General features: G+C 55.6%; 16 protein-coding genes. 3 read left to right on the forward strand and 13 right to left on the reverse strand.

Features of this window, described 5'->3' with window-relative positions; translation table 11 throughout:
• Together G477_RS19640 and G477_RS0113075 are read right to left on the reverse strand one after the other, a co-directional pair.
• Positions 1 to 232, reverse strand: a 232-nt coding sequence (locus G477_RS19640) for a transposase (protein ID WP_035212035.1), incomplete at its 3' end; no start/stop codon positions are given.
• Between the two features lie 781 nt (positions 233 to 1,013).
• Positions 1,014 to 1,484, reverse strand: coding sequence for a competence protein ComK (locus tag G477_RS0113075; RefSeq protein ID WP_156897355.1), 471 nt, complete (start codon positions 1,482 to 1,484; stop codon positions 1,014 to 1,016).
• A 396-nt stretch (positions 1,485 to 1,880) separates the two neighbouring features.
• On the opposite strand from G477_RS0113075, the gene G477_RS0113080 reads away from it, so the two are divergent.
• A complete protein-coding gene (locus G477_RS0113080; protein ID WP_026698318.1) occupies positions 1,881 to 2,381 on the forward strand; it encodes a sigma-70 family RNA polymerase sigma factor in 501 nt (166 codons plus the stop codon).
• A 91-nt stretch (positions 2,382 to 2,472) separates the two neighbouring features.
• On the opposite strand, the gene G477_RS21400 is transcribed toward G477_RS0113080, so the two are convergent.
• The 5 genes from G477_RS21400 to G477_RS0113105 all read right to left on the reverse strand — a co-directional run bounded on the left by G477_RS21400 (position 2,473) and on the right by G477_RS0113105 (position 11,249).
• Positions 2,473 to 3,159 carry a C40 family peptidase gene (locus tag G477_RS21400; RefSeq protein ID WP_026698319.1) on the reverse strand — a complete coding sequence of 229 codons (687 nt, stop codon included), beginning with the start codon at positions 3,157 to 3,159 and terminating at the stop codon, positions 2,473 to 2,475.
• 549 nt (positions 3,160 to 3,708) lie between these two features.
• On the reverse strand, positions 3,709 to 4,689 hold the full coding sequence (locus G477_RS21720) for a nuclease-related domain-containing protein (protein ID WP_026698320.1): 981 nt from the start codon (positions 4,687 to 4,689) through the stop codon (positions 3,709 to 3,711).
• A 1,329-nt stretch (positions 4,690 to 6,018) separates the two neighbouring features.
• Complete coding sequence (locus G477_RS0113095) at positions 6,019 to 6,735, reverse strand: SWIM zinc finger family protein (protein ID WP_026698321.1); 717 nt, start codon at positions 6,733 to 6,735, stop codon at positions 6,019 to 6,021.
• A complete protein-coding gene (locus tag G477_RS19645) occupies positions 6,732 to 9,389 on the reverse strand; it encodes a DEAD/DEAH box helicase (protein ID WP_035212036.1) in 2,658 nt (885 codons plus the stop codon). Before G477_RS19645 ends, G477_RS0113095 begins: the two co-directional genes overlap by 4 nt.
• Before the next feature lie 954 nt (positions 9,390 to 10,343).
• Positions 10,344 to 11,249 (reverse strand): LCP family glycopolymer transferase, encoded by a 906-nt coding sequence (locus tag G477_RS0113105; protein ID WP_026698322.1) that lies wholly within the window; start codon positions 11,247 to 11,249, stop codon positions 10,344 to 10,346.
• A gap of 198 nt (positions 11,250 to 11,447) precedes the next feature.
• On the opposite strand from G477_RS0113105, the gene G477_RS0113110 reads away from it, so the two are divergent.
• The gene (locus G477_RS0113110) at positions 11,448 to 12,221 is read left to right on the forward strand and encodes a copper amine oxidase N-terminal domain-containing protein (protein WP_026698323.1); all 774 of its coding nucleotides are present in this window, start codon (positions 11,448 to 11,450) and stop codon (positions 12,219 to 12,221) included.
• 50 nt (positions 12,222 to 12,271) lie between these two features.
• On the opposite strand, the gene G477_RS19650 is transcribed toward G477_RS0113110, so the two are convergent.
• Positions 12,272 to 12,991 (reverse strand): helix-turn-helix domain-containing protein, encoded by a 720-nt coding sequence (locus tag G477_RS19650; RefSeq protein WP_051288022.1) that lies wholly within the window; start codon positions 12,989 to 12,991, stop codon positions 12,272 to 12,274.
• A gap of 272 nt (positions 12,992 to 13,263) precedes the next feature.
• Between G477_RS19650 and G477_RS0113120 the strand changes: the two genes are divergently transcribed.
• The gene (locus G477_RS0113120) at positions 13,264 to 16,926 is read left to right on the forward strand and encodes an S-layer homology domain-containing protein (protein WP_026698324.1); all 3,663 of its coding nucleotides are present in this window, start codon (positions 13,264 to 13,266) and stop codon (positions 16,924 to 16,926) included.
• Between the two features lie 526 nt (positions 16,927 to 17,452).
• Here G477_RS0113120 and G477_RS0113125 read toward each other — a convergent pair.
• The 5 genes from G477_RS0113125 to G477_RS0113140 all read right to left on the reverse strand — a co-directional run bounded on the left by G477_RS0113125 (position 17,453) and on the right by G477_RS0113140 (position 21,382).
• Entirely contained in the window at positions 17,453 to 18,175 is a 723-nt protein-coding gene (locus tag G477_RS0113125) for a hypothetical protein (protein ID WP_026698325.1), read from the reverse strand.
• A gap of 325 nt (positions 18,176 to 18,500) precedes the next feature.
• Positions 18,501 to 18,728 (reverse strand): VanZ family protein, encoded by a 228-nt coding sequence (locus G477_RS21475; protein WP_084406256.1) that lies wholly within the window; start codon positions 18,726 to 18,728, stop codon positions 18,501 to 18,503.
• A 55-nt stretch (positions 18,729 to 18,783) separates the two neighbouring features.
• Positions 18,784 to 18,945: a VanZ family protein gene (locus G477_RS21480; RefSeq protein ID WP_205622342.1), complete on the reverse strand. Its 162-nt coding sequence runs from the start codon at positions 18,943 to 18,945 to the stop codon at positions 18,784 to 18,786.
• 9 nt (positions 18,946 to 18,954) lie between these two features.
• On the reverse strand, positions 18,955 to 20,325 hold the full coding sequence (locus G477_RS0113135) for a UDP-glucose dehydrogenase family protein (RefSeq protein WP_026698327.1): 1,371 nt from the start codon (positions 20,323 to 20,325) through the stop codon (positions 18,955 to 18,957).
• A gap of 46 nt (positions 20,326 to 20,371) precedes the next feature.
• On the reverse strand, positions 20,372 to 21,382 hold the full coding sequence (locus G477_RS0113140) for an NAD-dependent epimerase (protein WP_026698328.1): 1,011 nt from the start codon (positions 21,380 to 21,382) through the stop codon (positions 20,372 to 20,374).
• Positions 21,383 to 21,391 lie beyond the last annotated feature (9 nt).

Raw genomic sequence — 21,391 nt, forward strand, 5'->3', positions numbered from 1 at the left:
GCTCTTGAGCGAGTGCTTCAGCACACTCGGTGGCAGATAGCAGTTTCGACTGGCGTTCAGCCTCTTTTTTCTTCTGCTCTGCCCGGATCTCCCCAACCCATCGTTTCAAGGTTCCGTAAGGAACATTCAAATAGTCAGCGACCTCCGATATCTTTCTTCCGTCTTGAATAACGTGCTTGGCCACGTAATCCCGAAATTCTCGAGAGTGATGCTTACTTTGATTTTTCGCCATGATGTTCCTCCTGCTCGTTTGATTTAACTCTCATTAAATCATGGCTCACTTTGTCTTGCACTTATTATGCTAACTTCAGCTTCTGCCCGGAATGCCGACGCTTCGCCCGGGTTTTGAGCCACGATGCACGTCAGCCCCTCATCCACCTAACCCCTTCCTGCACCGGCTGCCGTGGCAGTCGGCGGAAATGAGGTTATCGACGTTTGTGCTGCGGTTGATCCAAATCCTAGTCGCTTCATCAATCGTTTGCGTCGCTTCGGCTCGTTGAGCGGGCGGCCTGACGCCGTATGTGGGTCGCCCGCCGGAATTTTTGAGCCACGCGGCTGTTTTTGAGCCACCTCGCGACAGCTTCGGTCCGCTTTGATCTGGAATGCCGACGCTTCGCCCGGGTTTTGAGCCACGAAGCCCGTCAGCCCCTCATCCACCTAACCCCTTCCTGCTCCGGCTGCCACGGCAGCCGGCGGAAACCAGCTCATCGACGCTTGTGCTGCGGTTGATCCAAATGCGAGTCGCTTCACCAACCTTTTGCGTCGCTTTGGTTCATGGAGCGGGCGGCCCGGCGCCGCATGCGGGTCGCCCGCCGGAAATTTTGAGCCACACTGCTGTTTTTGAGCCACCTCGCGACAGCTTTGGGCCGCTTTGATCTGGAATGCCGACGCTTCACCCGGATTTTGAGCCACAGTCACAGCCACAGCTGCCCCCCCCCTCATCACTCCCCTCAAACCAAAAACACCGCAGCCTGTTTTCGGCTGCGGTGCGTTTTTCTATCTATGTACATCCATCACGTCACGGGAGGACGATCGGCGAACAGGCTGCTGAGGATCGAATGCGCCCGGTACAGCTGATGCTCCATCGTCTGCGATGATACCGGCACCTCGTGCACGGCGCCGTTGACAAACCGCAGGCGCGATGTGCCCCGGCGCTCGGACGGCTCCTGAGCTGCGACGAGCCGCGGGTTGATCCAGTGGTTCTCCCACTTCGCCTCGCCGTGCGTCGGAAACAGCAGCAGCGCATCCCGCTCGCGCACGAGAATCGGCGTCCGCTGCTTGTAGCGGAACCGCCAGCGTATGGCACCGGCGCGCCCTTCCAGCGTCGAGCCCCCGTCCAGACAGCCTGCCTCCATGATCTGCTTCGGTTCAAGATCCACCAACAATGTCGATTCCATTTCCACTACTTTCGTACCACCTTCCGGGCGCAGCGCCGGACACAGCATCATCGTCTCCTGACTAACTTGATAGATCGTTTTCTTCACGTTTCTCGCTCCGTTCGATTATTTATCCGCTCCCGCGGATCATTCCGACTTTGTATACGCTTTCGCTTTTGTTTAAAAAGAGAAGCGCGATGCCCGCATGCGGCCCCCTCCCGCCGTCCGTTGGACAACAGGTGCTCCTTTCTCTATACGAGCAGGGCGATGCTTTTTTACCACAGAGCCGGTTCTTTTATACTATAGCACATTCTAGATCCAGCGCAAGCCTTTTTCTCCTAAAAATTTCTTTTATCAAGTATATATTCCCTTTTTATCCTGGGTAAAAATGATTTTCGCTGTGGGGAAATCCGCTTTTCTGCTGTTCGCGGACAGCCGCCGGAAGCGCGATACTGAGGCTACCGCGGAATACAGACCGGTGCGCACCGGGCGAAGGATCTGGAGATGACGTTTGAAGAAGTGGAAGCACAGTTTATGCCCATGGTGTATGGGGCGCTGCGGCGCTGGAAGCTGCAGGGGGAGGCCGAGGAGTTTGAGCAGACGGGGCGGATTGCGCTCTATGAGGCGTGGCAGAAGTTCGACGGAGACAAGGGGGCGTTTGCGCCGTTTGCGCAGAGCTATGTGAACGGGCGCATTCGGCAGCAGCTGACGCGCCAGAACCGGGAGCGCGAACGGTTTGCCTGCACGCCGCCGGAGATCATGGAGCTGCACGATGCCCCGGCGCCGGGGAGAGAATCGCAGCTCGAGCTCCGCGACGTGATCGCGCGGATGCCGCTCAGTGAACGCCAGCGCTGCTGGCTGATCGGCTACGTGCTCGACAACTTGACGGTGCGAGAAATCGCCGAGCGCGAGGACGTGTCGATCGAAACCGTGAAATCGTGGCGCAAAGAAGCGAAGAAAAAGCTCGCCGCGTGGGAGTATATTGATGAGGTAAGGCAGAAATAAGAGAGCATGGGCAGCTGTTTTCATTCATTTTCAACGATCAAAAAAAGAAGCAGCCCGGCGATTCCCGGGTTGCTTCCTTAAGATATCGATTTTACAGACGCTTGGCGCCGATATAGTTCGAGCTCCAGTACGATTCGTTCAAGCTGGATACCGTGACGCCGGTAGAAGATCCTGCGTGAACAAATTCGTTGTTACCCATGTAAATGCCCGCATGAGATGGGCCGCTGCGTGTTTCAAAGAAGACGATATCTCCTGGCTGCGGAGTCGACACCGACGTCCCTGCATCCCACATGCCGGCTACCGTGCGTGGAATGTTCTCGCCGTTCTGTTCAAATGCGTAGTTGATAAACCCGCTGCAGTCAAATCCTGCTGGCGTCGTGCCGCCCCACTGATACGGGCTTCCTACGACGTCTGTTCCCGCGGATACAACACCGCTCCCACCAGCATTATTGTTGGTGGATGTAGCTCCTGCAACTTCTCCACTTCCATTGGAAGACGCTCCGAGTGCACTCATCGTAGATGGTCCCGCAACGCCGTAGAAGCTGCCGGCCGGGCTCGATAGGCCTTGATCACTCTGGAAAGACTGCACCGCTGCCTCGGTCTGAGGACCGAACGTGCCGCCATGATTTTGTGTCGGCTCCATGTAGCCTTCTTCTGCGAGGGCATCCTGCAGATCGGCAACGTCGCTGCCAGTGTCCCCGATGCTTAGTGCTGACGCTGCCTGCGGTGCTGCGAAAATGGCCCCTGCGACTGCGATACTCATAACAAACTTTTTCATGATCTATTCTCTCCCCTTGTGTAAAAATTGAAGTATAAAACCCGTTAAAAATATGCTTTATTTGCTCAACAGGTTTCATCCTACTTGATAGCGGGTATATACGTAAGGGGTTTAAATGAATCGTAATGTAACTTAAAAAGCCTGTAATAGCTTGTAACAAAAAAGAACCTCGATGGGTCTCCATCCATACGGGGAGCCTTGGATCATCGTTCCGATATTCTTATTACATAGAAAGAAAGCGCAGTGGAGAAGTCCTCTCCCTGCGCTTTCTTTACGTACTATTTTGTATTTCCTACAGCAGATGCTTTTGCTTTTTTCGACTGCAGGATTTGTATTATGACGTTGTCTGTCCCGAGCACCACTTTGTATGAGGTCCTAAAGAACGGGCACCTTGATGCTTGATTGATCAGCGTCCTCATATCGCTCAAACCATGATAATACTATAAATATGTATTCACACACATAGAAGCTTCTGCGACAGCCGAAGGGGAACTTTCATCAAAATGACAGCAGCGTCATACGTGCTGCAGATGATCGCTGCGAACCAACCTACAAAGCACTAGAAAGAGAGCCCAAAGCAGCGCTGGTCTTCTCTCTCACTATATGGTAATAATACCCCTCCCTCTTCGTCCAGGGATTCAGCAGTCGAAGAATACTGCGGTCGGATGCACCCAGGAAGAGCAGCTCGAAATCTTTCCGGCGCAGAGGCTCTTGAATGAGAAGTCCAATGTCGTGCAGCGCCTGTAGATGGGACGTTCGTGACCGATATCGGCAGGAGAAACACCCCCAGGATAGTTTCCTCCGTCGAAGAGGTTCTTTCCCACAGGAGGGGCAAGGGATCGGGCCCATCACTTCCCTCCGATCAAGTTGAAACCGATGCAGAAGGTCAGCCCCCGTTTCTCGATTGGCGTGCTCGATATCGCTGCAGAGCTTTCTCAGTTGTTCTTTTGATATGTATCTTTTGCTGTGCTCAATCATCAGCTTCCTCACTCTGGAAGGTAAATTTACCGCGTGATAGATGCCGGACTCCGTTTTGGGAGCGTCAATCTGAGCCTGATCCTGCGAAACAAGCACATGATAGAGGACAGGAAGCGAGACTTGCATCCGCTTCTCCACCCACTTTCTCAAGTGGAAAGCCTGTCGCTCACTCTGCCGCAGCGGGCAGCTGAACGTATTCGTCTCGCCATTCCACGTGCGCAGCAGCTGCCCCCTTTCGGTATCAAACTGAAGGTAACCGGCGATATGTTTCACTTCACCGACGAGCAGGAAAAAGGGCGTCACAAGCAGCAGGTCGATCTGAAATTTTTCATTCTGTATGGGCGATCGGAGGTGGATCTGTCGGAAAACGTGGACGCCATCCGGCATCATAGAAAGCTGCATCGCGAGAGATTTTTCACCGGAAAAGCCGACGTGAAAACGCCGCAGATAATCCGAAATCTCCTCTCGTTTTGGGTGCTGCTGCGGCAGTCTCCGCAGCAACGCTTCCAATTGATCGATGATAATAGGTCGTCTCAGTTCCGGCAGCTCCATCGCATCGCCTCCTCGTTTTGGTTATCTATATCATAGCAGGTTTGAACGAAAAGGCAAACATATATTCTTACTTCATTTACATTTATCGAGGAATCGCTGGGCGACCATACTGCTCTCATATGATGCCGCATCCGAGCTCCTCACTCGAACAAGTTACTGCGGCCTGCTCTCCCGGCGCGGTCTTGCGCCGGCGAAAACCTCGTCGACTCGCCCTGCCAAGCTCGTCGCCTGTACCTGGAAACCTCGACGCCCCGCCGCGAAAGGCTGTCGCCCCGAGGAAAAAGCTCGCCAAACGGTCGCTACCTCGCCACCGGAGAGAAGAGGTACGTCGAGGTACGCTCCCAACCTCGTCGACTCACCACCCCCACCTCGCCAAACCACAACACCTCAATAACCTCTTTTCCGCGCCGACACGGCTGGATGCCGCATACGGGATCCTCACTCGAACAAGGAACAGCGGCCCGCTCTCCCGGCGCGTTCTCTTCGCCGGCGAAAACCTGGTCGACTCGCCCTGCCAAGGTAGTCGCCTGCAACCCGAAACCTCGACGCCCCGCCGCGAAAGGCTGTCGCCCCGAGGAAAAAGCTCGACAAACGGTCGCTACCTCGCCACCGGAGAGAAGAGGTACGTCGAGGTATGCTCCCGACCCTGTCGACTCACTACCCCAACCTCGCCAAACCACAACACCTCAATAACCTCTTTTCCGGCCGACACGGCTGGATGCCGCATACGGGATCCTCACTCGAACAAGTTACTGCGGCCTGCTCTCCCGGCGCTCGTCTTGCGCCGGCGAAAACCTGGTCGACTCGCCCTGCCAAGGTAGTCGCCCGCACCTCAAAACCTCGACGCCCCGCGGCAAAAGGCTGTCGCCCCGAGCAAAAAGCTCGTCAAACGGTCGCTACCTCGCCACTGGAAGGAAGAGGTACGTCGAGGTATGCTCCCGACCTCGTCGACTCGCAGCCCCAACCTCGCCAAACCACAACACCTCAATAACCTCTTTCCTGCGCCGACACGGCTGGATGCCGCATACGGGATCCTCACTCGAACAAGGTACTGCAGACCGCTCTCCCGGCGGTGGTCTCTGCGCCGGCGAAAACCTGGTCGACTCGCCCTGCCAAGGTAGTCGCCTGCACCCGGAAACCTCGACGCCCCTCGGCGAAAGGGTGTCGCCCCGAGGAAAAAGCTCGCCAAACGATCGCTACCTCGCCACTGGAAGGAAGAGGTACGTCGAGGTATGCTCCCAACCTCGTCGACTCATCCCCTAAACCTCGCCGCACCACCACTACCGCCAACCAAAAAGAACCGGCTCTGCAGCCGGTCCTCTCTTCCACCTAAAAAAACAAATCCCACGCTTCGTCTTCATCGATCACCCGGCTCGTCTTTTTCTCTGCATTCTCGAGCATGCGTGCCATCTTCTGCTCGACGCTCTCCTTAATCAGCACGTCGACGTCGATGTCGCGCAGGCGGAAAAACAGCATCGGGTCCTCATCGAACCGGGCGCCAATCCCGCAGAGGGCGGCGGTGACGTGCTTGCACATGTCGGCAATGTCGTAGCAGCTGCAGTCAAAGTGAATCTCGCGGCTTGTCGGAAACAGCCCTTCTCCCCGCAGCGCAAAGAGCTCCCGCAGCTCCTTCGGAAACCGGCCTTCCAGCAGCTCTTCCATGCTGTTCAGCTGCCCCTCGCAGTAGTGGAGCAGCCGCTGCCACGTCGCTTCGGGCATCGGATCGATCGCCACGACCACCTCGTACGGCTTTCTTCCGCTCCCCTGCACGAGCGCTTTCACGGCACCGTCGCCGATCTGCAGATCAATCACCGCCCCCTGGCGGACGTACGTCCTGCCGCGGGAAATGCGGTTGCTGTGATCGGCGTACATCTCCAGGTTTTTGTTCCACGCTTTTCCCCACCACGTCGTCGCAATCGTCTGGCCCGCGATCTCGACAGGGGCTGCGTGCGGGCTGCTTTTCCTCAGATTGGCAAGCGCCTGCCGCGCCCGTGCCTGGCGTTCTTCGGCGGATACATACGTTGGATAATCATCAAAGAAGCTCATCGGCGGGCCTCCGTTTCCTGTAATTGAAATAAGTTGAGCAGCTCGTCGTTATCCAGCTCCGTGATCCACGCCTCACCGGAAGAAGACAGCATATCTTCCGCCAGCCGGCGCTTGTCCTCGATCATCCGGTCGATGTTTTCCTCGATCGTGCCGGCCGTCACGAACGTATGCACGACGACGTTCTTTTCCTGGCCGATGCGGAACGCGCGGTCGGTCGCCTGATTTTCCACCGCCGGATTCCACCAGCGGTCCAGATGGATCACATGGTTCGCCGCCGTTAAATTGAGCCCGACGCCGCCCGCTTTCAGCGACAGCACCATGAACGGCACGTAGGCATCGCCGTTGAACCGCTCCACGAGCGCCGCCCGCTTCGATACCGGCGTGCTCCCGTCGAGCGTCAGCCCTTCCCGCTCGAACACCGTCTCCAGAAACCGCGCCACCGGCTCGACCATCTCCTTGAACTGGGTGAAAATCAGCACGCGCTCGCGCTTTTCATAGATCGTCGCACAGAGCTCCTTCAGCTGCTCGAACTTGCCGCTGTGGGACGGCTTATACTCGCCGAGCCCCATGTAATGATCCGGATGGTTGCAGATCTGCTTGAACTTCATCATGCTGCTGAGGATGAGCCCTTTCCGGTCAATCCCCTCCGCGTCCTCCAGCTTCTCCTCCAGGTCGCGGACGAGCCGCTTGTACAGCACCACCTGCTGCTTCGCGAGCGCCGGGTACGTCTTCCGCTCGATTTTCTCCGGCAGATCCGAAATCACCTGTTTGTCCGTTTTCAGCCGGCGCAGAATGAACGGATTCACGACCGAGCGCAGGCGCGCATAGCTTACGTCGCCGTCCTCGAGCTTCTTTGTCAGCTGCTTGAACTCCGCCGGCGACCCGAGCAGACCAGCGTTCAAAAAGTCGAAGAGTGACCAGAGATCCCGCAGGCTGTTTTCTATCGGCGTCCCCGTGAGCGCCACTTTCCAGCCGGCCTGCAGCTGCTTCACCGCTTTCGTCTGCTTCGTGTTCGGATTTTTGATCGCCTGCGCTTCGTCCAGGATGACGTGATCCCAGCGGACCGAGGCGAGATCTTCCCTTCTCGCCGCCATGCCGTACGTCGTCATGTACACGTCCGTGCCGTCCGCGACATCCACCGCATCCTTCGAGCTCGTGATCATCGTATACGTCAGGCTCGGCGCGAACGTCTCGATCTCCTTTTTCCAGTTGCCCATGAGCGACGCCGGCAGCACGAGGAGCGTACGGGTCCCCGGGGTCGTCTGCCGCTGCTTGTCCAGAAGCGCGATGACCTGCACGGTTTTCCCGAGCCCCATGTCATCCGCGAGGCACGCCCCGAGGCCGAGCGTGCGCATGTACTGCAGCCAGTCGAAGCCGTGCTGCTGGTACGGACGCAGCTCAGCCGTGAAATCCGTCCCCGTCTCCTCTGCCGTCATCGAAGCAGGATGCGCCAGCTGCCCGCGGACGCGATCGAGCCACTCGCCGTGCGTCACGTCGAGCGTAATGAGCTCCTCGTCAATCTCGAGCTCCTCTCCGGCCTGCAGCTGCAGCCGCATCGCTTCCGCAAACGTGTAGCCCCCATCGAGCAGCGCCGCGGTCTTCTCATACGCCTCGAGCGTCGCCTGCAGCTTCTCGTGATCGACTTCGACCCACTTGCCTTTGATCATCGTGAGCCCGTCCGCCTGCTGCAGCAGCGCACGGACCTCCTCCTCGCTCATCGGCACGCCGTCCACGTGCATCTCCGGCTGACACGACAGCAGCGCCTCCATCCCGAGATGCCTCGGCGGCTCCTCCCCGACCTTCACCGTCAGCTTCGGCGTGCTGCTCCTCTTCCGCCACCAGTCCGGCATCCGACAGAGAATCCCCGCCTCCTCATACAGCGGAATTTCCTTCAAAAACGTGTACGCCTCCGCCGCCGTCAGCTGCAGTGGATGAAACAATTCCCCCCGTTCAACAAATTGGGAAATAAGGGTGCTCTGCTCGGCCGCCTGACTCACCGTCGACAACAGCCGGAGCAGGCCGTCGGTGCGCCCCTCATACTCGCGCAGCGCATGTTTCAGCGGGAGGTGCGACGCGTCTGCTTCTTCGGGACGGTACGTCGCTAAAAACGCGAACGGGTACTCCTCCGATTTCCGCTCCACTAAGTGAAAAAAGATCCGGCCCATCGCGTGCAGACGATCGTCCTGCGAAGACAGAAAGTCCACAGCGCCCTGCCCGGACGCCGCCTGCTCCTCGGCAAACACGGCCGACAGCCGTTCGAAGACGAGCGCGACCCACGCGGCATCCACGTGATCACTGCCGATCACATACGGCACGCGCTCGACCACCGCGGCGGTCTCCTCCGTCGAGGGGAGAAACCGCTCCCTGTCGTCCAGATCGGCTTCCGGTGTTTTCGTGAGATGCTGAATAAACAGGCGGCTCACGTAGTGGAGAAACCGCAGCGACTCGTGCATTTTCTTCGGCTCCCGTTGAAAGCCGAAGTAAAACAGCATGCGGAAACGGTCCTCCTCATACAGCCGCAGCAGCGCCTGCAGCTGCTCCTGCTCTGCCTCCGGCAGCTTCGCCTTTTTCACCGGAGCCCCGTCCAGCGTAAATCCTTCCGCCGTCACATACGCTGTCCACTCCTGTAGAGATACCGCCGTACCCGTCGCCATCAAGAACGCCCCCTTGTCGTGTGTACCTGTGCTACCTTCATTTTGTCCTACCCCGCGGGAGTTTTCAATAAGAAGATAGAAGGGAAAGCCACTCTTTTCCGGCGCGGTCTTGCGCCGGCGAAAACCTGGTCGACTCGCCTGCCAAGGTAGTCGCCCGCACCCGGAAACCTCGACGCCCCGCGGCGAAAGGCTGTCGCCCCGAGCAAAAAGCTCGCCAAACGATCCCTACCTCGCCACTGGAAGGAAGAGGTACGTCGAGGTATGCTCCCGACCTCGTCGACTCGCAGCCCCAACCTCGCCAAACCACAACACCTCAATAACCTCTTTTCCGCGCCGACACGGCTGAATGCCGCATACGAGATTCCCATCGAACAAGGATCAGCAGCCTGCTCTCCCGGCGCGGTCTTGCGCCAGCGAAAACCTCGTCGACTCGCCCTACCAAGGTAGTCGCCCGCACCTCAAAACCTCGACGCCCCGCGGCGAAAGGGTGTCGCCCCGAGGAAAAAGCTCGCCAAACGGTCGCTACCTCGCCACTGGAGGCGAGAGGTACGTCGAGGTACGCTCTCAACCTCGTCGACTCATCCCCTCAACCTCGCCAAACCACAACACCTCATCAACCTCTTTTCCGCGCCGACACGGCTGGATGCCGCATACGAGATCCTCACTGGAACAAAGTGCAGCCTGCTCTCCCGGCGCGGTCTCTGCGCCGGCGAAAACCTCGTCGACTCGCCCTGCCAAGGTAGTCGCCTGCACCCCGAAACCTCGACGCCCCGCGGCGAAAGGCTGTCGCCCCGAGCAAAAAGCTCGCCAAACGGTCGCTACCTCGCCACTGGAGAGGAGAGGTACGTCGAGGTATGCTCCCAACCTCGTCGACTCGCGGCTCCAACCTCGCCAAACATTTCACCTTTTCCACACACAAAAACAGCTGCCAACGCTGGCAGCTGCTCTGTCTCTCTATAATTCCAAATGCTCCTGCAGTTCGTCGCTCACGCGCTGTCGTTCGTCGTCTGGGACGATCAAGTACCAGATGCCGTCGATGCGCTCGCCTGCGCCGGTGAGCTCGAGGATTTCCTGGTTGTAGCGGGTGTCGGCGTAATGCTGCTGGAGCTGGATCATCTCCTCGAGCTCGAGGTTCGTGCGGACGTGCTCCCGCATCGACGTGAGAATCGCGCGGATGTTCGTGATGTTGCTGAACTGGGCGCCCTCCCGGATCATCGCGGTGACGACCTCCCGCTGCCGTGCGTTCCGGCCCAGATCGCCGGCAGGATCCTCCTGCCTCATCCGCACGAAGGAGAGGGCTTCCTCTCCGGAGAGAGCGATGTCTCCGACAGGAAAAGCGTGCTGATTTTCTTCGAAGGCCAGCTCGTTGTGGACGGTAATGCCACCGAGCGTGTCAATGACGTCCTGAAGGCCGTCCATGTTCACCGATACGACGTAATCAATGGGAATGCCGAAGTAGTCCTCCACGGTGCGCATCGCCATGTCCGCTCCGCCGAACGCATAGGCATGGTTGACTTTGTCCTCGCCTTCACGGCCGGCGAGGGGCATCCGGGTGTCCCGGGGCAGGCTGACCATGCGCATCGAATCCTCTTTCGGATTAACGGTCACCACCATCATCGTATCCGTCCGACCGGCGTCGGACGCTTCCGCATCCACCCCGAGCAGCAGAAACGACGCGGGCTGTCCGCCGTCCAAATCGACGTCGGCTTCCCGTAAATCCGACTTCTCCCGATCCAGCTGTTCGTGCATTTCGCCGGCGACCGTGTTCTCCACCGACTGGTACAACCAGAAAGCTGCGCCGCCGATCACCAACAGCACTACCGCCAACAAACTGCCTGCCACGACCAACAGCTTTTTCATGCCGATCTCCCCCGTCTTTTTGAGGTGAATGGATATTTCTTTCAGTATAGAGCGGGAACCAGGATAATACAAGCAGGCTAATGGTCCTTTTCTATAAGGAAGCCTCGACCTTTTCTGTCATAAAGTGAAAGACAGCTGACATCTGCCTGTGATGTCGTCGTGATACAATGGAGTGGAATCTTTAGGGAGGGATACATAATGAAGAAAACACTAGGAGTGACGCTCGCCGCTGTTCTCGGGACGGTGCTGTTTGCACAGGAGCCCGCGGCAGCGGAAGATCGACGGCATCTGGACGGGGCGATCCATAAGAACGACCGTGTCCTTGTTCCGATGCGAGCGGTAGCAGAAGAACTAGGAGCGCAGGTCACGTGGATTCAAGAAGAGCAGGCGATTGAGATCACTGATGATGACAACAGCCTCCGCTTTCAAATTGACAATCCAACGGCAGACATTAACGGCGAAGCCGAGACGTTGGAGCAGGCTCCCATTCTAGAAGACAATACCACGATGGTTCCGGTGCGCTGGCTGGCCAACACCTTTGGTACTTCTGTCTATTGGTCTTCCTCAAACCAGCACGTGGGGCTGTCGGGATATTTCACTCCTCTACGTGTGCATATCGGCACCTATGACCCTGTACCATTAACAGAGGAGGAGCTGAACGAGCTGCTGCAGGTCATCTACCAGATGAGGGATTTGTCGCAGTTCGATCAGCTGCAGCAGACGTTCCGCCCGTATGTGACAAGGTCGCTAATGAATGAGATTCTCTACGACCGCAATCCATCTCAAGTCAGGCATGACATTAGTGAGATCTTTGATCGCGACGATCACGTGATTCGTTACTTATCGAGTGACCGCGTCTATGTAAGAAGCCAAGGTGGGGGCAATCATTCGCACACGATGGAACTGCAGCGAGAAGACGGACGCTGGAAGATGGATGAGCTGCGTGCTGCTTACACCCCTTTCCGTCCATAGTCATGCCTGAACCCGACCTCGGTCGGGTTCTTTTTTTATCATCCTTCCTCCTACAGCTTCTCCTCGGCTGCGTCCCGGAACACTTTCGGCGTCACGCCGACCGCTTTATGGAATTGGCGCGTGAAGTAGCTTTGGCTGGAGAACTGCAGGTAGGTGGCAATGTCCATGATCGAACCCGACGTGAAGCGCAGCATGATTTTCGCCTCTTCGATCCGCTCCTGCAGAATATAGGTCTGAATCGTGACCCCGACCTCCTGCTTGAAACGACGCGACAAATAGTTCGGGTGCAGCTGCACGAATTCGGCAAGCTGATGGAGGTCCAGTGGTTCATGCAGATGATCATCAATGTACGACTGGCAGGCAAGCACCGCCTGTGACTGGTTTGCAGCGTGATGCTGGCGGATACGCTGGAAAAAGTCATCGAAGATCTTCTCCTCCAGCTCTTTCAATAGCGCTGTCTGCTCCAGCGATTCGATCCGGAGGATGTAGTCATCACTCAACGTATACAGCTCCCCCTGCCGAAGCCCTTCCTCCGCGGCTGTACGCGTCAGCAGTGCCACCGCAATAATCAGCTTATTTTTATACGCCCGCACGGGATTCTGGTTGCCGAGATCTGCCTCCGGATACTGCCGGATCTCTTCTAGGATGTGAAACGCTTTCGGATTCCCCCTCGCGAAGAGCCGCAGGAAGTCCTTTTCCAGTGTATACGGTTGATGCGTAAATGATTCCTCCCGGTACTTGATCCGTAGTTGTTCCGTCCTCTCCTGCATCGCATCCCCCTCCATGCTGTCGCACTTGTAGTGTCAGTATACTGAAAGGGACCGGGACTTTCTACGTGTCACCTGCAATAGCGGAGAGAAACCTACACAAGTGGAAAAAGCTTGTATTCCTGCCGTTTTCAGCGGACCAGCCCCGCCATGCCGCCACTAGGAAAAATCACACCCCATGTTCGAATTGTGCTAAAAATGTCGCTTCAGTGTCAAAGCCCTTGTGACGAACGTGCTATAAAGAAAGAAACCACACCAAGAGAGGGGCAGAAAGTATGGGCGTAAAAACAAAAGCAGTTGCAGCTGCAGCACTGTTTTCCACCATGATCGCCGGGATAACCGGCGCCGTTCAGGCACAGCCACAAGACGAGCAGACACTCCAGGAGCAGGCCGCCGGGGACACTGTACAATTTGCAGGGAGCCAGTGGATTCTGCTCGACCCGGAAGAAGGACTGCTGATACGGCGATTTTCCGCCGGAAACCGGCAGTGGAACTCGAGCGACAGCGGAAGCTACAACGCCTCGTCTATACGCAGCTACTTGGAAGGCAGCTTTTACAACAGCATCGACGAGCCTTACCAAAGCCGCATCGAAGAGAGAACCTTCCCATCAGACACGGAGAACATCGAAGGGATCGAATCCGAAACCAACGCGAAAGAGGCCAGAGTCTCCCTCCTGACAGTCTCGCAAATGCAGGAGTACCAGGATTTCATTAATTTCTCCACGCCATTCACCTGGCTCCGCAACTACAACCAGGGGTCCGCTGTCACCTTCAGCAACAACCAGGGTATCCGGTATATTTATGTAGCCAAATCGGACAGTCTACCCGTCCACCCCGTCCTCCACGTCGATGACGAGACGTTTGTCGATACGAACGACAACAACACGCTCATCTTCGAGAACGACGAGCCAGTCGACATCTCGATCACCCCAAACGGTTCCGATTGGACGACCTCCGTCGAAGCGGACGTAGAGGTCGAAGCGGCCTTCAGCGGTGTGGATCCTCAAAGCCTTCAGTTTGCGTGGGCCCCAGAAGAGGAGACGCCGGAGGAAGCGGATTTCGCGCCGTTCACTTCTGGAGAGAGCGTGTCGCTGCCGGAGAACCTGACCGCCAGCGGGCCGTACGTCCTGCACGTGAGAGCGGCCGATTATTGGAATAACGAAGTGAGCGACACATCGGATGTCTTCTTCTACGACGGCACCTCCCCGGACAGTCCGCACATCGAGCTCCAGGCCGATTCGGATGTACCGACGCAGGAAAACATCACGATCCATGCCGCGATCGACGCTGAAGATCTGACGCTGGAACAGCAGGCGTGGGGGGCTGGCTCTCTCGAGACGGACGATTTCGCCGACGGAGCCGGTGAGGTTCTCGAGGATAGCAGCTTTACCGTAGAAGAAAACGGGACGTATACCGTCTTCGCCCAGGACGAAGCCGGCAATACCTCCGTCGAGGAAATCGACATCGACCTCATCGATCGGGAAGCTCCCTCCTTGACGTTCGCCCTTTCGCCGGATACACCGACGAAAGACAGCGTCGACGTCCTCGTCGACGCCGACGGGAACGGCAGCGCCATCGATACGCTTCTCTGGGCGGATGACACGAACAGTGCCGAGGACATACAAACCATCGGTACCAACTTCGAGGACCGCTTCACCGTCGAAGAGAACGGGACCTTCATCGTCTATGCGAAAGACGAGGCAGGGAACGAAACCGTCGAAGACATCGACGTCACCAACCTCGTTCTGGACCCGCCTACCATCACCACGACCTTGGAGCCGAACACGTTAACGAACCAGCCGGTAGACATTCTCGTCGACACCAACGTGCAGCGCGAAGCGGCGGGCAATCAGCTGGAAACATCGGCGTGGGCAGCAGGTTCTTATACCGCTGAAGACTTTCCAGCAGACAGCACGGCCTTCACCGAATCGTTTGTCGTCGATGCGAATGGGACGTACACTATTTTGATCGAAGACCTTGCGGGTCACCAAGTCACGAAACAGGTGCCCGTCTCCTCCATCTGGCAGGAAAGCCCGGACATCGCGTTTGACGTAACGCCTGCTGCACCGACGAGTGACCCCGTGACCATCGACGTCACCGCGGTCCCTGACGGAGAGGCGGAAGGCAACACCATCGACCAGCTTCTCTGGGCAGAGGGCGAGCAGCAGACAGCTGACATGCCAGCGCAGGGCGAGGACATCTCGCAGGCGCAGGCGTTTACCGTCACCGAGAACGATACGTACACCGTCTATGCCCGCGATGCTCTCGGCAATGAAGGAACAGCGTCAATCACGATCGATCACATCCTGGACAGCGACGCTGCGCTGCAGGCGCTCAAACTCGAAGTCGATGGCGAACCGCTCCACTTCGATCCGGCATTCGATGCGGAAACAGACGCCTACAGCGCCCGGGTTTCCCATCGGATCCGCAGCGTCGACGTACTGCCGGTCCCGTCGTCGGACACCGCGACGGTCAACATCAACGACGAGCCGCACGAGGACCGCACATCCGTGGACCTCGCAACGGGCACCAACACCATCGACGTGACGGTCCAAGCGGAAGACACCGACATTGAACAGACGTACAGCATCAGCCTCACCCGCCGGGCTTCCCCGCGCCAGCCGGAGCCGGAAGAAGCCGCTTTCGCCCCGACGTTCACGTGGACGCAGGGGGACGAGCACATAGAGCTTCCCATCGAGGTGGAAATAGAATCCCTGCCTGACGGCCGCACGGGGGCCAGTGTCACCTTTACGGCAGCGCAGCTAGCGGACGTACTCGCGTCTTTAGACAAGGCTGATCGCGGTGACTTCGTGTTCAGCCTCCCCGAGGAGGTATATGAGGAAGCGGACGAATGGCAGATCGCCTTCTCCGAAGAGGCAGCCGTCCTCCTCCAGGACACCGGGCAGACGTTCGTGCTCGATACACCGGACGCCCGCCTTGCCTTACCGCCGCTCCCAGACGGAGAAGAGCCGGAAGCCCTGTCGTTTTTGATTGATACGCTGCAGGAGGACGCGGTCGATACGCTGACGACGCGCGTAGAGACCTCCGACATCGTCGAAGAAGCGGCTTCCGGAGAAGCGGTACGCGTCATCGGCTCGCCGGTGCGGATCGAAACCGAGCACGCAGACCGTCCGACCCAGCTTATTTTCCCCGTCGACGCTGACGCAGACGACCTTGCCGAGGTGCTCGCCTCTACCGGCGTGTACATCGAACGGGACGACGGGACAACCTTCCACGAAGCACAGCGCTACGAGGACGAAAACGGGGATCTGCTAGGAATCGGCCTTGACGTAGACGCGTTCAGTACGTTCGCCCTCGTCGAAGTCGATCCGACAACGTTGACCTACGAGGCCTACATGGAAGGCTTTGAAGACCATACCTTCCGTCCAGAACACGCATCGAAACGGGCGGAGATCGCCAAGATGCTTGCCGCGACTGTCGATCACGACGCAGCAGCTCCGTCCTATCCGGACCTTTCCTCGGACCACTGGGCCGCTGCCGCCATCGGGACCGTCACCGCCGAAGGATGGATGGAAGGCGATCCAACCGGGTTCTTCCGTCCAGAGCAAGACGTCACCCGGGCGGAAATGGCCGCCATCGCAGTACGAAAAGCCGGAATCGAATCACAAACGAACGAAGCTGCGTTTGCTGACACAACCGGACACTGGGGCCAGGAGGCCATTGCCACGGCGGAATCAGCCGGCCTCCTGATCGGCTACGCCGACGGCACCTTCCGCCCGGATCAGACGATCACCCGGGCCGAAGCCGTCACCATCATGAACCGGGTGTACGACCGCCCAGCCTTCCCGTCCACCGACAGCCCATGGCAGGACGTCTCTGCCGGACACTGGGCCTTCGATGCGATACATTCCGCTTCCGCGGATTTCCAGACGGAGAAGCCACTGTTTGGAGAAGAAGTGTTACGAAACGAAGAATAAATTATAAGAGAAAAGCACATGTCCCACTGACGGGGATATGTGCTTTTCTCCTTTCAAACCAATAGCATGCTATTCATCAAGCAAGGACGCACCGACGATTAAGATGCTGCAGTCTCTTCAGCTATGCTCGTCCGCCACCGGCCGCCTTTTTCGCGAAATTGTTTCACTGAAAGCTTTGTTAGCCCCCGTTACCACGGCAAGTACTATGTATGATCGGCACAAGCTTTAACCCTTCTTTCTCCAACCTTCCGGTTTTGGAGAAGGGGAAAGACATTTTCTCCCTTCTTCAAGAAGGAGGCCGACTTCCTGCTTGAAGCGCCGGGACAAATAATTCGGGTGCAACAGGACGATGTCGCCGAGCTACTGGAGATTGAGCTGTTCATGCAGATGCGAGTCAATAAATTTCAATCGTTGTCATCAGCACTTTCTTTCCATTAATAGTTTTTCATAGGAGATCATCAATCACAACTTACTCAAGAATCTTAGAACGATTATGAATGAACTAAAAGTTATTACAATCCAGCACTTAATTGACACCTACTCCTATATAGAAGGTAGCGAATGTCGTTCCACCTCCACGATTTTCGAAATGATAGTTATCAATAGGAATTCCTTTCAAAGTGATATTATCATTAGATAAAACGTCATTTACATGCTTATAGAGTAAAAAAATAGAGTCATTATAATTTTCGTCTACTATATGAATATATGTTGTATCTCCAATGAGTGATTGATCTTGGTAGATATCTACCACATCGCCACCGATCTCATATTTTTCACCTTGATGATCTTCAATGTTTTTTTCTATCTCTCTTGAATCGACTGGATTGAAATCTAAGTCAGGATTACCTTCCAAAATTTCTTCCTCGAGCTTTTCCACCACGTCCCATGCATGATTATCTTCGCTCAAATCAATTTCACTATCCGTAAGGAAGTCAATGTCACTAGCAACTTGATGGATAAATGTTTCCGTATCCTCTGTTTCTTCTTCGTTTTCGTTAAATATGATTTCTTCTTCCCATGAATCATTCTCATTTTCATCAGCATAAGTAGTGAAATCATTTTCATCTACAGTAATATTCTCAGGTTCAGACGGTGTAATAGCCGCCATTAAGAAAAGAGTTACCAGGCTTGCTCCAATAATTATCAGACTGCGCTTTTTCTCTTTTTTGAATATAAAGCTAACAATTAAAGATATAAACCCTACTAATGCAGACAAAATTGCTAGAAAGCCAATTAATGCGACCATAGAACCCCTCCTTTTTATCAAATTATACATCAAATCTTTATTTAACCGTATGATTTTCCATAAATAATTTATTTTTTCCTTAAATTCCTATTATATAAATCTTTTATTCAAAGAAAGTCTCAAATGTGTCACATGACAATTCCCTACACAAACAGGGAAACGAACTAGTTAAATATCTTTTATAAATATAATGCTTCCTATAGTGAGCAATGGATAAGAGGTGCAACTCCACCCGAGAAACTGAGTCTTCATTACCAACAATCGTCTTCATTAAAATATGCTCAACACTTCACATAACTGATTAAATTAAAGATTCCGGCACCTGTCAGGCACCGGAACTCCACCGCTTTCGTATTAATAAATAAAAACTAATCCCAACAAAGGCACCTATCCCATCAATCACAACATCGCTAACTTCGCCGGACCTACCCGGGATGAACGTTTGATGGTACTCATCCGAGGCGGCGTAGACAACACAGATGATCAGCGCGGTCCAGCCAGGGCGTCGGGCTCGACTTTGCTTCAGCGCATGCACAACGAGGATACCCAGCACGAACTAAATCGTCACATGAGCAGCTTTACGAACGAAGCCGTGGAGTCCGTCGATATCAAAAGAGACATATCCAAGCTTCAGCATCCCCCCCTGTCTCCACCAGCAGCTGCATGACGCCACTGCTCCACTCACTGGAGGCGGAGGCCGGCTGGTGGGAGAGAAAGAAGATCAGTCCCATCCAGCTGAGGACGGCCAGCCATGCTATTCCTCTATGCAAACCTGCCGCCTACTTCTTCAGCGCTGCCAGCTGCTCCTGCACTTTCTGCTGCTCGCGTGTGACGGGGCGGCGGCCGATGGAGTGGTATTCTACCCCTGCTGCCTGCATGCTATCCGGGCTGTAGATGTTGCGGCCGTCGTAGACGAGCGGCGTGCGCATCCAGGCGCGGTAACTCTCCGGGTTGACGGTCTTTACTTCTCCCCACTCGGTGAAGATAAAGCAGACGTTTGCATCCTGCAGCGCGTCTGCTGCGGAAGCCGTATAGGTGATGCGCCCTTTGCCGTGCTGCCCTTCCGGGTGAACCTTCGCGAAGTTGTCGGCCCCGACGGGATCGAACGCGTAAATGTCGGCTCCCTGCTCTAAGAGCTTCGGCACGTTAACGAGTGATGCGGCCTCACGCAGGTCGTCCGTTCCCGGCTTGAACGTCAGACCCAGCACTGCGACCTTCAGGCCGTTGAACGTAATGAGACGCTTACTCGCCTTCTGATACAGCATCGTCTTCTGGTTTTCGTTCACGTTGATCGCCGACTGCACCGTCTGCAGCTCGTAGCCGTTCTGCTTTGCGATGTAGTCGAGCGCCTTCGTATCCTTCGGAAAGCAGGAGCCGCCATACCCGATCCCGGCGTTCAAAAACTTCTGCCCGATGCGGTCATCAAAGCTCATCCCTTCCGCCACGTCCTGAATGTCAGCGCCGACGAGTTCACAAAGATTCGCAATGTCGTTCATGTACGAAATCTTCAGCGCGAGAAAGTCATTGGACGCGTACTTGATCATTTCCGCTGACCGGCGGTTCACCGAGACGATCGGCAGTTCAAACGGCTCGTAAATATCCTGCAGCAGCTGCTCAGCCCAAGCACTCTCCGTACCGATAACAATCCGCTCCGCCTGCAGCGTATCTTTCACCGCCGACCCCTGCGCGAGAAACTCCGGATTGGAGGCTACTTCAATATGCACGTCGTTCACGCGAAAATCTTCGATAAACTGCTCCACTTTGTCGTTCGTTCCGACCGGCACCGTGGACTTCACGACGGCGAGGCAGTCGTGCTCGACCGATTCCGCAATCTGACGCGCGACGGTCGCAATGTACGTGAGATCCGCCGAGCCGTCCGCCTGCTCCGGTGTCCCGACACCGATAAAGACGGCATCCGCCTGCTGATACGCAGCCTGATAATCCGTCGTATACTGCAGGCGCCCTGCATCGTTGTTTTTCTGCATCAACTCTTCCAGTCCGTCTTCATGGATCGGCGAGACGCCGCTCCGCATGAGGGCCACCTTCGCTTCGTCGATATCGACACACATCACCTGGTGTCCCTTTTCCGCAAAACAAACGCCGGCCACGAGACCGACGTACCCTGTACCTGCCACTGCGATATTCGCCATGTTTACTCCTCCTTACAAAATAAAAAAGACCCTCCGAAGAGCGCCTTTACTTTACATTATAATAATCCTTGTACCAGGCTACGAACTTCCCAAGTCCCTCGTCAATGGTCGTCGTCGGTGCAAAACCGGTATCCCGCTTCAGTTCATCAATATCCGCATACGTCGCTTCCACATCCCCCGGCTGCATCGGCAGATACTCTTTCTCCGCTTCCATGCCTAAGTGCTTCTCCAACGTTTCAATAAAGTCCATGAGTTTCACCGGCTGATTGTTCCCGATGTTATACACCTTGTATGGAGCGTAGCTCTCGCTCGCTACAGGACGCTCCCGGTCAAAGTCCGGATTCCCCTGCGGCGGTTGATCCAGCAGCCTCACAATACCATCGACAATATCATCGATATACGTAAAGTCCCGCATCATATCGCCGTTGTTGAAAATCTGGATCGGCTCGCCGTTGACGATTTTATTCGTAAACGAGTAATACGCCATATCCGGTCGCCCCATCGGCCCGTAAACCGTAAAGAAACGAAGTCCCGTTGTCGGGATGTTATACAAGTGACTATATGTATGAGCCATCAGCTCGTTGGACTTTTTTGTTGCTGCATACAAGCTTACCGGGTGATTCACTTCATCCGTTGTCGAAAAAGGCATCTTTTGATTCGCACCGTAAACCGAGCTGGAAGATGCGTAAATCAAATGCTTCACGTCATAATGACGGCAAGCCTCAAGGACATTCACAAACCCAACGAGGTTTGAATCTACATAGGCATGCGGGTTCTCAATGCTATAGCGAACACCTGCCTGCGCTGCTAGGTTAATGACGACATCAATCTTATTGTATTCAAAGATTTGATTAAAACCATCTCGATCAGCAAGGTCTACTTGGTAAAAAGAAAAATCATCATACTTCTTTAGGTAAGCAAGGCGATCCTTCTTTAACTTTGTGTCATAATATTCATTAATACTATCGACACCGATAACTAGTTGACCTCCGTCCATTAAGCGTTTTGATAAATACATGCCAATGAAGCCTGCTGCGCCAGTAATTAATATCAAAATAGTCTACAC

Origin of the sequence: Alkalicoccus chagannorensis DSM 18086 (assembly GCF_000429725.1) — a bacterium.
Taxonomy (GTDB): domain Bacteria; phylum Bacillota; class Bacilli; order Bacillales; family Salisediminibacteriaceae; genus Alkalicoccus; species Alkalicoccus chagannorensis.

What these genes read in the sequence shown, in the direction of transcription:
- G477_RS0113110 (WP_026698323.1), top strand. Translation starts at nt 11,448, where the DNA reads ATGAAGAAAACACTAGGAGTGACGCTCGCCGCTGTTCTCGGGACGGTG.
- G477_RS19645 (WP_035212036.1), bottom strand. Translation starts at nt 9,389, where the DNA reads ATGGCGACGGGTACGGCGGTATCTCTACAGGAGTGGACAGCGTATGTG.
- G477_RS19650 (WP_051288022.1), bottom strand. Translation starts at nt 12,991, where the DNA reads ATGCAGGAGAGGACGGAACAACTACGGATCAAGTACCGGGAGGAATCA.
- G477_RS0113080 (WP_026698318.1), top strand. Translation starts at nt 1,881, where the DNA reads ATGACGTTTGAAGAAGTGGAAGCACAGTTTATGCCCATGGTGTATGGG.
- G477_RS21400 (WP_026698319.1), bottom strand. Translation starts at nt 3,159, where the DNA reads ATGAAAAAGTTTGTTATGAGTATCGCAGTCGCAGGGGCCATTTTCGCA.
- G477_RS0113135 (WP_026698327.1), bottom strand. Translation starts at nt 20,325, where the DNA reads ATGGCGAATATCGCAGTGGCAGGTACAGGGTACGTCGGTCTCGTGGCC.
- G477_RS21720 (WP_026698320.1), bottom strand. Translation starts at nt 4,689, where the DNA reads ATGGAGCTGCCGGAACTGAGACGACCTATTATCATCGATCAATTGGAA.
- G477_RS0113095 (WP_026698321.1), bottom strand. Translation starts at nt 6,735, where the DNA reads ATGAGCTTCTTTGATGATTATCCAACGTATGTATCCGCCGAAGAACGC.
- G477_RS0113125 (WP_026698325.1), bottom strand. Translation starts at nt 18,175, where the DNA reads ATGGTCGCATTAATTGGCTTTCTAGCAATTTTGTCTGCATTAGTAGGG.
- G477_RS0113105 (WP_026698322.1), bottom strand. Translation starts at nt 11,249, where the DNA reads ATGAAAAAGCTGTTGGTCGTGGCAGGCAGTTTGTTGGCGGTAGTGCTG.
- G477_RS0113120 (WP_026698324.1), top strand. Translation starts at nt 13,264, where the DNA reads ATGGGCGTAAAAACAAAAGCAGTTGCAGCTGCAGCACTGTTTTCCACC.